The sequence below is a fragment of the Actinomadura sp. NPDC000600 genome, from assembly GCF_040492135.1.
Classification (GTDB): Bacteria; Actinomycetota; Actinomycetes; order Streptosporangiales; family Streptosporangiaceae; genus Spirillospora.
This window is the reverse complement of the sequence record NZ_JBEUPD010000011.1, coordinates 52195-64693: the sequence shown is the minus strand read 5'-3', so window position 1 is coordinate 64693 and position 12499 is coordinate 52195. Positions and strand designations below refer to the sequence as shown.

Sequence of the window (12499 nt, the reverse complement as noted above, 5' to 3'; positions counted from 1 at the left end):
TGTTCTCTCGGCTACGCTGGGTGGGGAGAACTGGACGGCGATGCACCAATAAAGGGGTTTGTCAATACCCCAATATGTGGCTTGACCTGGGCGTTTGTCGAGAAGGCCGGTTCGGGCACGCTCGTTTCCGTGCTACCCTGGTTCTAGCGGAAGGGGTACTTGTCACATGACTTTCCAGGTCGGCGACACCGTCGTCTACCCCCACCATGGGGCTGCTCGGATCGAGGCCATCGAGACTCGCACCATCAAGGGTGAGGACAGGACCTACCTGGTCCTGAAGGTTGACAAGGGTGACCTGACGGTACGGGTCCCGGTCGAGAACGTCGAGGACGTGGGCGTCCGGGACGTCGTCGGCCAGGACGGGCTGGAGAAGGTGTTCGAGGTGCTTCGCGCACCCTACACCGAGGAGCCCACCAACTGGTCGCGCCGGTACAAGGCGAATCTTGAGAAGCTCGCCTCCGGCGATGTCAACAAGGTCGCGGAGGTCGTCCGCGACCTCTGGCGGCGCGACAAGGAGCGCGGTCTGTCCGCGGGCGAGAAGCGGATGCTCGCGAAGGCGCGCCAGATCCTGGTCAGCGAGCTCGCGCTCGCCGAGAAGACCAACGAGGACAAGGCAGAGGCCCTGCTCGACGAGGTCCTGGCCAGCTGAGCGGCCGACCGCGTTGAACGAACGGCTTCCCCGGGTGGGCGTCGGTACCGACGTCCACCCGTTCTCGTCCGAGCCGCGCCCCCTGTGGGTGGCCGGGCTCGAATGGCCGGGTGAGGGCCACGGCCTCGCCGGGCACTCCGACGGCGACGTCGCGGCGCACGCCGCCTGCGACGCGCTCCTTTCGGCGTGCGGTCTCGGCGACCTCGGCGCCGTCTTCGGCACGGCCGACCCGCGCTGGTCCGGCGCCGCCGGCGTCGACCTGCTGCGCGAGGTCGCCCGCCGCGTCGACGAGGCGGGCTGGACCATCGGCAACGTCGCCATCCAGGTCATCGGCAACCGCCCCAAGATCGGCAAACGGCGCGCGGAGGCGGAGAAGACCCTGACCGAGGCCCTGTCCGGCGCCCCGGTCACCGTCTCCGCCACCACCACCGACGGCCTCGGCCTCACGGGGCGGGGCGAGGGCCTCGCCGCCATCGCCAACGCCATCGTCCTTCCACCCGCCTAGCGCCCCGCCGGGCAGGCATGCCCCATGCGTCGAGTGGCGGCATAAGCGCCGGTACGGGGGCGAACGCGACGGCCGACGTCGAGGGCCGCTACGTCATCTCGCAGGCCAACACGCCTACCGGTCCTGACGGCCCTCGCGGAGTCCGGCGGGCGGCGACCGGCGAACCTTGAGCGGGCGCCCTTAGGCGGGAGCCGGGTGGACCGTGCCCGTCACCTCGCCGAGGGCGATGCGGGAGCCGCCGGCTCCCGGAGCCTGCGCGCGGAGCGTCACGGTGTCGCCGTCCTCCAGGTATGTGCGCTCCGTGCCGTCGTCGAGCAGCAGCGGTTCCTGACCGTCCCAGCTCAGCTCCAGCATGCAGCCGCGCTGCCCGCGCTCGGGGCCCGAGACAGTGCCGGACGCGAACAGGTCGCCGGTGCGGAGCGGAGCGCCGTTCACCGTGGCGTGCGCGAGCTGCTGCGGGGACGTCCAGTACATCGACGCGAACTCCGGCCGCGCGGCCACCCGCCCGTTGATCAGCACCTCCAGGTGCAGGTCGAGGCCCCACGGCTCCTCGCACCGCAGGTACGGCAGCGGCGCCGGGTCCTGGACGGGCGGTGGGACGCGCGCCGGCTCCAGCGCCGCGACCGGCACGACCCACGACGAGACCGACGTCGCGAACGACTTGCCGAGGAACGGGCCGAGCGGCTGCGACTCCCATCGCTGGAGGTCGCGCGCGCTCCAGTCGTTCACGAGCACGAACCCGAACACGTGGTCGCGGAACGCGGCGGTCGGCACGCCCCGCCCGGCGGGAGAGGGGACGCCCACGACGAAGCCGACCTCCGCCTCGAAGTCGAGGCGCCGCGAGGGGCCGAAGGACGGCTCCGGGTCGCCCTTCGCCCGCCGCTGCCCGGACGGCCGGATGATCGGCGTCCCGGACGGGTACACGGTCCCGGCGCGGCCGTGGTAGGCGACCGGCATGTGCTTCCAGTTGGGCGGCAGCGGCGCGGCGTCCGGCCGCATGATCCGTCCCGCGTTCGCGGCGTGGTGCTCGGAGGAGTAGAAGTCGGCGTAGTCCGCGACCTCGAACGGCTTGCGCACCTGCACATTCGCGACCGGGATCAGGTGCGGCTCGACCCGCCCCCGGTACGACTCGTCGGTGAGCAGCTCCGTCACCCGCTCCCGGTTCGCCCGCCAGGCGGCGCGTCCGGCGACCATGAAGGCGTTCAGCGACCCGGAGGCGAAGTAGTGCCGGTCCTCGACCAGGCCGGCGGCCGACATCTCGGCCAGGTCGAGGACGCGGTCGCCGATCGCCACGCCGACGCGCGGCAGCTCCCCCGGCCGGGAGAAGACCCCGTACGGCAGGTTCTCGATGCCGAAGCCGCCGTCCCGACTGCTCTCGACCCACGAAACGGTCGTCATGGAGCCATACCTTCCCCCGCCGCGTCCCTTTCACCCGGTGCGGGCAGATCAGGCAGCGGAGGAGGAAAGGCGGTTCTCCAGATCAGGGCGGCGCCCTCGAACCGGCCCCCGAACCGGTTCCTGAGCCCGGCCCTATTCGGCGGGCGGGGTGGGGCCGCTGCGGAAGTTGCTGGACGGCGGCGGGTTCCAGTCGCCGCCCGCCGAGCGGTCTCCTCCGTCGGGGTCCGTCGCTTCGGGATCCCCGGCGTCGGGGTCCTCGGCGCGGTCGGCGGGCGGGTCGTCGTGCTCGTCCTCGTCCGCGCCCTGGGAACCGGGCACCACGATGTCGGGACGGGTCGTCGAGGCGGCCGGGGGCTTCTGGCCGACCCCGTCCCGGCCCCGGACGAGCTCGACGTCCGTCGGCAGCAGGTCGGGCACCGAGTCCAGCGGCGGGCGGGGCTGCGGGAGCGGCTCCAGCGGCGGCGCGGGCTCCGACGACAGGCTCTCCTCGTAGTCGAAGGGAGGGAACTCCTCCGGCGCGGGCGCGGCCTTCTCGACGGCGGGCCATTCGGGCCCGTCGTCCTTGAACGGCAGGATCGGCTCGGGCTCGGGCTCGGGCTCCGGCTCGGGGGCCGGGGGTGGAACGTCCGGAAAGGCGGGCGCCTGCTCCTGCTCGGCGGGCGCCTCCAGCGCGAGCGGGGGCGCCGCGGGCTCCAGGACCTTGACATGGCCGCGCTGCGCCTCGACCGGCGCCTCGTTCCCGGCGGAGGCCCGCGACGCCACCCGGATCTGCTTGGCCATCGTCAGCCACAGCCAGACGGCGATCACGAGCATGGCGTGCGGCGCGACGGCGACGCCCGTCCGCACCGCGTCCTCGGACAGCGCGTCGAACCCCCGTACCGAGTGCTGGACGGAGATCGCGGCGCCCCCGGCGAGCAGCAGGAACAGCAGCGTCCAGCGCGGCAGCCGCGTCCACCAGCGGGCGTTGCGGGTGACCACGAGCGAGAGGATCGTCACGGCGGTGAGGGTGTCGGCCATCGCCGGGTACAGCGGCGCCCAGCGGCGGCTCACCCCGCCGGCGACGGCGAGCTCGCGGAGGACGTCGTAGGTCAGCGCGAACGCGCCGCCCGCCAGCGCGGCGACCACGAGGCCGGCGGCGCCGGTGAGCAGCAGCCGCTGCACGGGTGTGTAGGAGGGCCGGGTCGGATCAGTCGGCATGTCTCTCGTTCCGGAAGGGAGGGTTCCTCCGCCGAGATTAACCAGCCCGGACGCCGCCGAACCGCAACTTCTTAGTGATCACTGTGACGCTGCGCACGATAAGTGGGGAGACGTACGGTAATGGCGAGGACGAGGCTGAGGGAGGCAGCGATGGCGTGCGGCAGGTTCGTGCGTGTCACGCGGGCCCGCGCGGCCGGGTAGCGCCGCAGTGGAGTTCCCCCAGGACCGTCTCGGTGAACCGGTCCGCATCTTCGACGGGCGGGCCGCGGCCCGCCGCACCTGGGCGTGGCTGGCGCTGCTCTGCCTGGCCGCGGCGGCGCTCATACCGGCGGCGGTCGTGTACCTGCACGACCGCGTGTGGTGGGTGGGCGTCCCGGCGCTGCTCCTGTCGATGGGCTACGCGGCGGCCGCCGGGTGGATCGCGGGACGGGACCGTCCGCGCCTCCGGGCCCGCGTCGCGGTCCTCCACACCGCGGGGTTAGCGGTCAGCGGCCCGGGCGGCGGGGCGTACACGTGGGACGAGCTCGCCTCGGTGACCGTCGCGGGCGTCCCGGACGGACCGGGCGGGCGCGTCCGGTGGCGCTTCACCGTCGTCGCGGACGACGGGAGCGTGCTGCGGCTCGGCGACGACATCCCGGACGTCCGGACGCTCGGCGTGGCCGTCGCGCAGGAGGTGACCGCCCGGATCGTCCCGCACCGCCTGGCCGCGGTGAAGGCGGGGGAGTCCGTCCGGATCGGCCCGTTCGCCGTGGATCTGGACGGCGTCGAGAAGGACGGCGAGCGGCTGCCCTGGCACGCCGTCCACGACGTGGTGATCGGGAACGGGATGGTGACCGTGCACGCCCGCCCGGGCCGGCCCGATCTCGCGACGCTCGCCTCCCGGATGCCGGACGCGCTGGCGTTCACCGTCCTGTGCCACCAGGTCAGGGACATGGCCCAAGATTTCTGAAGATTTTCTCGCGGGGGATGTCGAGAACCGGCCGGGGGCTCCGATCCTGCACTGACGGGCCCGGAGGCGGGGCCGTCCGGCGGGCCGGCGGCTCGCGCGACACCGACCGACGGCGAGGAGAGATCCGTGAAGTACATGCTGCTCATCTACAACCGCCCGGGCTTCGTGGAGGAGCTGACGGAGCAGGAGCGGACCGCGCTGTTCGGCGAGGTCGACGCGCTCATGAAGGAGCTGACCGAGTCCGGCGAGCTGGTCGGCGGGCAGGCGCTGGCCGACCCGTCGCTGACCAAGACCGTCGTGGGCGTGGACGGCCGGCCGGTCGTGACCGACGGCCCGTTCCTGGAGGCCAAGGAGCACTTCGCCGGCTATGTCGCCGTCGACTGCGAGACCGAGGAGCGGGCGGTGGAGATCGCCTCGCGCTGGCCGGACGTCAGGTTCGGCGGGCGCATGGAGGTGAGGGCGATCATGCACGACTCCGGGGCGGAGATGTGAGGACGCCCCCGGCCGTCGAGGACCTGCTGCGCGCCCTCGCGCCGCAGGTGCTCGGCACGCTCGTGCGGCGGCACGGCGCCTTCGACGCGTGCGAGGACGCCGTGCAGGAGGCCCTGCTGGCCGCCGCCGTGCAGTGGCCGGGGGAGGGCGTCCCGGAGAACCCGCGCGGGTGGCTGCTGACGGTGGCGACCCGGCGGCTCACCGACCAGTGGCGCAGCGAGCGGGCCCGCCGCGACCGCGAGGCCGCGGTGTTCGCGGAGGAGCCCGCCGCGCCGGGACCGGACGAGTACCGCGCGTCCGACCGCGACGACACGCTGACGCTGCTGTTCCTGTGCTGCCATCCGGCGCTGTCGCCGTCCTCGCAGGTCGCGCTGACGCTGCGGGCGGTCGGCGGTCTGACGACGGCGCAGATCGCCCGCGCGTTCCTCGTCCCGGAGGCGACGATGGCGCAGCGGGTCAGCCGCGCCAAGCAGAAGATCAAGGCGGCGGGCGCGCGGTTCGCGGCGCCGCCGCCGCGGGAGCGGGACGAGCGGCTCCGGGCCGTACTGCACGTGCTGTACCTGATCTTCAACGAGGGCTACACCGCGTCCAGCGGGCCCGACCTGCAGCGCACGGACCTCACCGCCGAGGCGATCAGGCTCACCCGGGCGCTGCACCGGGCCCTGCCCGGCGACGGGGAGGTGACCGGGCTGCTCGCGCTGATGATGCTCACCGACGCCCGGCGCGCCGCCCGCACCGCCGACGGCGGCCTGCTGGTCCCGCTCACCGAGCAGGACCGGACGCTCTGGAACGCCGAGGCGATCCGGGAGGGGACGGCCCTGATCACCGACGCGCTCACCTGGTCGCCGCCCGGCCCGTACCAGGTGCAGGCCGCGATCGCCGCCGTCCATGCGGAGGCCGCCCGGCCGGAGGACACCGACTGGCCGCAGATCCTCGCGCTGTACCGGCTGCTCGGCCATCTCGCGCCGAACCCGATGGTCACGCTGAACGAGGCCGTCGCGCTGGCGATGGTGGAGGGGCCGTCCGCCGGCCTGGACCTGCTGCGCACGCTGGACGGCGACGACCGGATGGCGAAGCACCACCGGCTCGCGGCCGTCCGGGCGCACCTGCTGGAGAGGGCCGGCGACGCGCCGGCCGCGCGGGAGGCGTACCGCGACGCCGCCCGCGGCACGACGAGCATGCCCGAGCGGCGCTACCTCGAGGAGCGCGCCGCCCGGCTCAACGAAGGAGACTCTGATGGGAAAGCTTGACGTCCCCGGCGCGACCCTTTACTACGAGGTCCGCGGCTCCGGGCCCGTGCTGCTGCTGATCTGCGGCGGGATCTACGACGCGGCGGGCTACGCCGGGCTCGCCGCGGCGCTCGCCGACCGGTACACGGTCGTCGCCTACGACCGGCGCGGCAACTCGCGCAGCCCGCTCGACGGGCCGCCGGAGCCGCAGCGCATCGAGGTGCACGCGGACGACGCGTCCCGGCTGCTCGCCGAGATCGCCGACGGCCCGGCGTACGTGTTCGGCAACAGCTCGGGCGCGGTGATCGGGCTGGAACTGGCCGCGCGCCACCCCGAGCAGGTGCGCGCGCTGGTCGCCCACGAGCCGCCGCTGCTGGCGATGCTGCCGGACGCGGAGCACTGGGACGCCGTCCTCACGGACGTGGAGCGCGCCTACCGCGAGGGCGGCGTCGGCCCCGCGATGGGGACGTTCGGCGCCGCGATGGGCATGGGCGGCGGCGAGGAGCCTGAGGGCGGGGCAGCGGAGCAGGAGCCGCCGAGCCCGGAGATGCAGGAGATGTTCGCCCGGTTCGAGAAGAACACCGACTTCTTCGTGGGCTACGAGGTGCCGACCTTCGGGCGGTACACGCCCGATGTGGAGGCGCTGCGCGGGTCGTCCGTCCGGATCGTCCCGGTGGCGGGGGAGGAGTCGGCGGGCGAGCCGGCGAACCGGGCCGCGCTCGCGCTGGCCGAGCGGCTGGGGACGTCCGCCGAGACCTACCCCGGCGACCACGGCGGCTTCGGACCGCATGCCGCCGCGTTCGCGGCCCGGCTGGAGAAGGCGTTCCGCTGAGCGCCCGCCCCGGTGACATGACCCGATGGCACGGGGCGGCCTGGGCGATGCGCCACGTAGCCGGACGCCCATCCAATAACCTGAACCTGTGAGCCTGCGCCTTTACGACACCGGTACCCGTAGCGTCCGCACGTTCGAGCCCCTGGAAGAGGGCCGCGTGGGGATGTACGTGTGCGGCGCGACACCGCAGGCCGCCCCGCACATCGGGCACCTTCGCTCGGGCGTCATCTACGACGTCGTGGTCCGCTGGCTTCGGGCGTCCGGCTACGAGGTGACGTTCGCGCGCAACGTCACCGACGTCGATGACAAGATCATCGCGGTATCGGCGGAGCGGGGCGTGCCGTGGTTCGCGGTCGCCGAGGGCAACCAGCGCACCTTCACCCAGGGCTACGACCTGCTCGGCTGCCTGCCCCCGACGATCGAGCCGCGCGCCACCGGGCACGTCCCGGAGATGATCATCCTGATGCGCCGGCTGATCGAGAAGGGCCACGCGTACGCGGCGGACGGCGACGTGTACTTCGACGTCAAGTCCTGGGCGGACGAGTACGGCGCGCTGTCGAACCAGCGGCTGGAGAACATGCGCTCCGCCGGCGACACCCCCAACGAGGACCTCAAGCGCGACCCGCGCGACTTCGCGCTCTGGAAGGGCGCGAAGCCGGGGGAGCCGTCCTGGGAGACGCCCTGGGGCGACGGGCGCCCCGGCTGGCACCTGGAGTGCTCGGCGATGGCGACCCGGTACCTCGGCCCCACGTTCGACATCCACGGCGGCGGCGTCGACCTGATCTTCCCGCACCACGAGAACGAGATCGCCCAGTCCCGCGCCGCGGGTGACGGCTTCGCGCGCTACTGGCTGCACAACGGGCTCCTCACCGTGGACGGCGAGAAGATGAGCAAGTCCGTCGGCAACGTGGTGCTGCTGCCCGACCTGCTGGGCAAGGCCCGCCCGGTCGAGGTGCGCTACTACCTCGCCTCGGCGCACTACCGCTCGCTGATGGACTTCACCGACGCCGCCCTGGCCGAGGCCGTCTCCGCCTACCAGCGGATCGAGGGCTTCGTGACGCGGGCCTCTGAGCTCGTGGGGGCCGGCGCGCTGTCCTCCGTGCCGTCCGCGTTCGCCTCCGCGATGGACGACGACCTGGGCGTCCCGCAGGCGCTGGCGGTGCTGCACGAAACCGTCCGGGAGGGCAACAGCGCTCTTGCGTCCGGCGACAGCGCCGCAGTAAAGGTGCACATGACAGCCGTCCGGGCGATGGCGGACGTCCTCGGCATCGACCCGCTGGCGCCGCAGTGGCAGTCCTCCGGCGAGGACGACCTGCACCCCGTCGTCGACGCCCTGGTCAAGGTGGCGCTGGAGCAGCGGCAGGCGGCCCGCGCCCGCAAGGACTACGCGGCCGCCGACGCCATCCGCGACAGCCTCTCGGCGGCCGGTATCGTCGTCGAGGACACCCCGCAGGGCCCACGCTGGGAGCTGAAGCGCGGCTGACCGTGCATGGCGCACGCCGCGCGCCGGATAAAATCGAACGTTCGCGGGGGTTCGTCGCCGTCCGCTTATCTTGAGCCGCCCGGCCGGGGCGAGCAGGCAATCGTCGCGAAGGGCGTTACCGACAAATGGCAGCCAAGCGCAAGGGCAAGGGACCCACCCCCAAGGCCGAGGACCGGCACTGGCACGGCAAACGCCAGAAGGCCCGCGCCGTGAAGAACTCCAGGCGCACCGGCACCCCGACGCTCGGCCCCGGCGCGCGCGCCCAGGGCTCGTCGGAGACCCGTCCGGCCGGGCGTCCCGCCGGTGCGCGCCGCGCGACCGGCGAGGTGCCCGAACTGGTCACCGGCCGCAACCCGGTCGTCGAGGCGCTGCGCGCGGGCGTCCCCGGCACGGCCCTGTACGTCACCTCCGGGACGGACGAGCGCGTGCGCGAGGCGATCCAGATCGCCGCCGACCGCCGCATCCCGCTGCTGGAGACCGGCAAGAACGAGCTCGACCGGCTGACCGACGGCGCCGTCCACCAGGGCATCGCGCTGCAGGTCAAGCCCTACCGGTACGCGCACCCCGACGACCTGCTCAAGGGCACCGCCCCGCTGATCGTCGCGGTGGACGGCATCACCGACCCGCGCAACCTCGGCGCGATCGTCCGGTCCGCGTCCGCGTTCGGCGCGACAGGCGTGGTCGTCCCGGAGCGGCGCGCGGCGGGGGTCACGGCCGGCGCCTGGAAGTCGTCCGCGGGCACCCTCGCGAACGTCCCGGTCGCGCAGGCCACGAACCTCTCGCGCCAGCTCAAGGCCTACCAGAAGGCCGGCTGCTTCGTCGCCGGCCTCGACGCGGACGGCGGCACGACGGTCGCCGACCTGGAGCTCGCCTCCGGGCCGTTCGTGCTGGTCGTGGGCTCGGAGGGCAAGGGGCTCGGGCGGCTCGTCGCCGACACCTGCGACCTGCTCGTCACGATCCCGATGCCGGGCAAGGCCGAGTCGCTCAACGCCGGGGTGGCCGCGGGCATCGCGCTGTACGAGATCAGCCGCCTCCGCGCCTGAGATCGGAAATAATCTCAACGTTCAGATAATTGACGTTGAGGTGAACCACGCGACAGCCCTCCCGGCACCGACCCTGCGCACCCGCTACGCCTCCGACCTGGCCCTCGCCGCCCTCGCACCCGCGAGCTGGGGCACCACCTACGTCGTCACCACCACCCTGCTGCCCGACGGCCGCCCGATGCTCGCCGCCACCATGCGCGCCCTGCCCGCCGGACTGGTGCTGCTCGCCGCCACCCGCCGGCTGCCGCGCGGCGACTGGTGGTGGAAGTCGGTCGTCCTCGGCCTGCTGAACTTCGGCGCCTTCTTCCCGCTGATCTTCTTCGCCGCCTACCGTCTCCCCGGCGGCGTCGCCGCGACGATCGGGTCCGTCCAGCCGCTGGTCGTGGCGCTGCTGTCGCTCGGCGTCCTGCGGATCCGCCCGGCCCGCGCCGTCCTGTACTCGGCCCTCGCCGGAACCGGCGGCGTCGCCCTGCTGACCCTCAGCGGCGAGGCCCGGCTCGACCCGCTCGGCATCGCCGCCATGCTCACCGCGACCTCGCTCATGGCCACCGCGATCGTCCTGGCCAAGAAGTGGGGACGCCCCGAATCGCCGCTGGTCATGACCGGCTGGCAGCTCACCGTCGGCGGCCTCGTCCTCCTGCCGCTCACCCTCGCGCTGGAAGGCGTCCCGTCCTCGCTGACCGGCGAGAACCTCCTGGGCTTCACCTACCTCGGCATCGTCGGCACCGCGGTCGCCTACGCGCTGTGGTTCCGCGGCATCGACCGCCTGAACCCGACCTCCGTCTCCCTCCTCGGCCTCACGAACCCGATGGTCGCCACCCTGGCGGGCCTGCTGATCCTCGGCCAGACCCTCACCCCGTGGCAGGTCGTCGGCTTCACCATCGCCCTGGGAGCCCTGGTCGCGGGCCAGACCCTCAACCGGAGACCGCGACCCGCCGCCGTCTGAGGAACGCCTTCTCGGCCTCGTCCTCGGTACGCCCGATGGCCTCGTCATAGGCTGCGGCGGCCTCCACGTCCCGCCCCAACCGCCGCAGCAGATCGGCACGGACCGCATGGAACAGGTAGTACCGGCCGAGGTCGAGCCGCTCCACCAACTCCAGCGCGGCCCCGGCCCCCTGCACCTCGCCCACCGCCACGGCCCGGTTGAGCGCCACCACAGGACTCGGCGCCACGACCATCAACTGGTCGTACAGCTGGAGAATCTGATCCCACCGAGTGTCCTCGACCCTCCCGGCATCGCTGTGGACCGCGTTGATGGCCGCCTGGAGCTGGTAGGGCCCGGGCCGCCCGATCTCCAGGCACCGCCGGACGAGCGACTGCCCCTCCTCCACGAGCCTTCGATCCCAGAGCCCGCGATCCTGCTCGCCCAGCAGCACCAGCTCCCCGTCCCGCCGCCGGGCGTCCTTGCGCGACTCGATGAGCAGCATCAACGCCAGCAGCCCCAGCACCTCGGGCTCGTCCGGCATCAGCTCCCGCAGCACCCGCCCCAGCCTGATCGCCTCGTCAGCCAGCTCGTCGCGCCCCCCATAACCCTGGTTGAACACCAGATACACGACCGCGAGCACACCTGAGAGCCGTCCGGGCAGATCGGGCAGCTCCGGCACCCGATACGGAATCCCCGCATCCCGGATCTTCGCCTTCGCCCGGACGAGCCGCTGCGCCATCGTCTTCTCCGGCACCAGGAAGGCTCGCGCGATCTCCGCCGTCGACAACCCGCCCAGCAACCTCAGCGTCAGCGCGACCCGGGCCTCCATCCGCAACGCAGGATGGCAGCACGTGAAGATGAGCCGCAGCCGATCGTCCTCCACGGCCGACGCCTCGGCCGGCTCCGCCGCGTTCAGCAGCACGGCCTGCGCGTACTTCCCGGCCCGCGCCGCCTCCCGCCGCAACCGGTCGATCGCCTTGTTCCGCGCCGTCGTGATGATCCACCCCGCCGGACTCGGCGGCGCCCCCTCCACCGGCCACCTGCGCACCGCCTCGGCGAACGCCTCCTGGACCGCCTCCTCGGCGACGTCCACGTCCCCGAAGACACGGACCAGCACGGCCACCGCGCGCCCGTGCTCCTCCCGGAAGACCCGCTCGATCACACCTCGCCCAGGAACGGCCGCACCTCGATCGGCAACCCGGTCACCTGCGTGAACCTGGCCGCCACCTTCAACGCCGCCTCCAGATCCACCACCTTGATGACGGTGATGCCGCCGACGTGCTCCTTCCCCTCCGTCCACGGCCCGTCCGTCGCGATGATCTCGCCCTCCCGCATGCACACCACGGTGCTTGCCTCCGGCTGCTCCAGCCCCCGCCCGAACACCCAGCACTCCTGCCGCTCCAGATCCCGCCGCACCTCGGCGAGCTCCGCCATCACCGGCTCCAGCACCTCCGGCGGCGGGATCTCCCCGACCGGCTGGATGATGTTGAGCACATAGAGCTTCATCCCTCCTCCTTCACCGAACGACGCCGCCCCCACGACACTGTCCTTCCCCGCGAGGCCCCCTCCCCTCCCACACGAACGGCCCTCCACCAGATCGACACCCACCCCAGAAAAAACCCGGATCCCCCCGAGCCCCCAAGTCGACTACGATGCGGGACGAGCCCGCCGGCGTAGCTCAATTGGCAGAGCATCTGTCTTGTAAACAGAAGGTTAGGGGTTCAAGTCCCCTCGCCGGCTCCCAGCTCAAAGCCCCCTTCCGCCCAAGGAAGGGGGCTGTTTGCTAACAGTCTTGCT

13 protein-coding genes and 1 tRNA gene are annotated in these 12499 nt (G+C 72.8%); 10 read left to right on the top strand and 4 right to left on the bottom strand.

Translation table 11 applies throughout. The features are described 5' to 3' along the window. The first annotated feature begins 166 nt into the window (after nucleotides 1-166). Nucleotides 167-649, top strand: a complete 483-nt coding sequence (locus ABWI07_RS17970) for a CarD family transcriptional regulator (protein WP_021599843.1) — start codon at nucleotides 167-169, stop codon at nucleotides 647-649. Nucleotides 650-683: 34 nt separating this feature from the next. Beyond that, nucleotides 684-1154: a 2-C-methyl-D-erythritol 2,4-cyclodiphosphate synthase gene (gene ispF / locus ABWI07_RS17965; protein ID WP_200842260.1), complete on the top strand. Its 471-nt coding sequence runs from the start codon at nucleotides 684-686 to the stop codon at nucleotides 1152-1154. A 180-nt stretch (nucleotides 1155-1334) separates the two neighbouring features. On the opposite strand, the gene fahA is transcribed toward ispF, so the two are convergent. Further along, entirely contained in the window at nucleotides 1335-2552 is a 1218-nt protein-coding gene (fahA, locus tag ABWI07_RS17960) for a fumarylacetoacetase (protein ID WP_149262984.1), read from the bottom strand. Between the two features lie 132 nt (nucleotides 2553-2684). Further along, nucleotides 2685-3749 (bottom strand): DUF2637 domain-containing protein, encoded by a 1065-nt coding sequence (locus ABWI07_RS17955; protein WP_149262983.1) that lies wholly within the window; start codon nucleotides 3747-3749, stop codon nucleotides 2685-2687. Nucleotides 3750-3957: 208 nt separating this feature from the next. Between ABWI07_RS17955 and ABWI07_RS17950 the strand changes: the two genes are divergently transcribed. From ABWI07_RS17950 to ABWI07_RS17920, 7 genes are all read left to right on the top strand, one after another. Continuing rightward, the gene (locus ABWI07_RS17950) at nucleotides 3958-4698 is read left to right on the top strand and encodes a DUF6585 family protein (protein ID WP_149262982.1); all 741 of its coding nucleotides are present in this window, start codon (nucleotides 3958-3960) and stop codon (nucleotides 4696-4698) included. A 135-nt stretch (nucleotides 4699-4833) separates the two neighbouring features. Next, the gene (locus ABWI07_RS17945; protein WP_200842269.1) at nucleotides 4834-5190 is read left to right on the top strand and encodes a YciI family protein; all 357 of its coding nucleotides are present in this window, start codon (nucleotides 4834-4836) and stop codon (nucleotides 5188-5190) included. After that, nucleotides 5187-6440 carry an RNA polymerase sigma factor gene (locus tag ABWI07_RS17940; protein WP_149262980.1) on the top strand — a complete coding sequence of 418 codons (1254 nt, stop codon included), beginning with the start codon at nucleotides 5187-5189 and terminating at the stop codon, nucleotides 6438-6440. Before ABWI07_RS17945 ends, ABWI07_RS17940 begins: the two co-directional genes overlap by 4 nt. After that, the gene (locus ABWI07_RS17935) at nucleotides 6427-7251 is read left to right on the top strand and encodes an alpha/beta fold hydrolase (protein ID WP_149262979.1); all 825 of its coding nucleotides are present in this window, start codon (nucleotides 6427-6429) and stop codon (nucleotides 7249-7251) included. The genes ABWI07_RS17940 and ABWI07_RS17935 overlap by 14 nt, the downstream gene beginning before the upstream one ends. Before the next feature lie 88 nt (nucleotides 7252-7339). Further along, on the top strand, nucleotides 7340-8734 hold the full coding sequence (gene cysS / locus ABWI07_RS17930) for a cysteine--tRNA ligase (protein ID WP_353819180.1): 1395 nt from the start codon (nucleotides 7340-7342) through the stop codon (nucleotides 8732-8734). A gap of 125 nt (nucleotides 8735-8859) precedes the next feature. Further along, nucleotides 8860-9777, top strand: coding sequence for a 23S rRNA (guanosine(2251)-2'-O)-methyltransferase RlmB (rlmB, locus tag ABWI07_RS17925; RefSeq protein ID WP_149262977.1), 918 nt, complete (start codon nucleotides 8860-8862; stop codon nucleotides 9775-9777). A gap of 40 nt (nucleotides 9778-9817) precedes the next feature. Further along, the gene (locus tag ABWI07_RS17920) at nucleotides 9818-10723 is read left to right on the top strand and encodes an EamA family transporter (protein ID WP_353819179.1); all 906 of its coding nucleotides are present in this window, start codon (nucleotides 9818-9820) and stop codon (nucleotides 10721-10723) included. On the opposite strand, the gene ABWI07_RS17915 is transcribed toward ABWI07_RS17920, so the two are convergent. Together ABWI07_RS17915 and ABWI07_RS17910 are read right to left on the bottom strand one after the other, a co-directional pair. Then, nucleotides 10692-11864: an RNA polymerase sigma factor gene (locus tag ABWI07_RS17915; RefSeq protein ID WP_353819178.1), complete on the bottom strand. Its 1173-nt coding sequence runs from the start codon at nucleotides 11862-11864 to the stop codon at nucleotides 10692-10694. The two genes, ABWI07_RS17920 and ABWI07_RS17915, sit on opposite strands and share 32 nt — an antisense overlap. Further along, nucleotides 11861-12208: a YciI family protein gene (locus ABWI07_RS17910; protein WP_353819177.1), complete on the bottom strand. Its 348-nt coding sequence runs from the start codon at nucleotides 12206-12208 to the stop codon at nucleotides 11861-11863. Before ABWI07_RS17910 ends, ABWI07_RS17915 begins: the two co-directional genes overlap by 4 nt. 161 nt (nucleotides 12209-12369) lie before the next feature. Here ABWI07_RS17910 and ABWI07_RS17905 point away from each other — a divergent pair. Further along, nucleotides 12370-12442, top strand: a tRNA-Thr gene (locus tag ABWI07_RS17905). Nucleotides 12443-12499 lie beyond the last annotated feature (57 nt).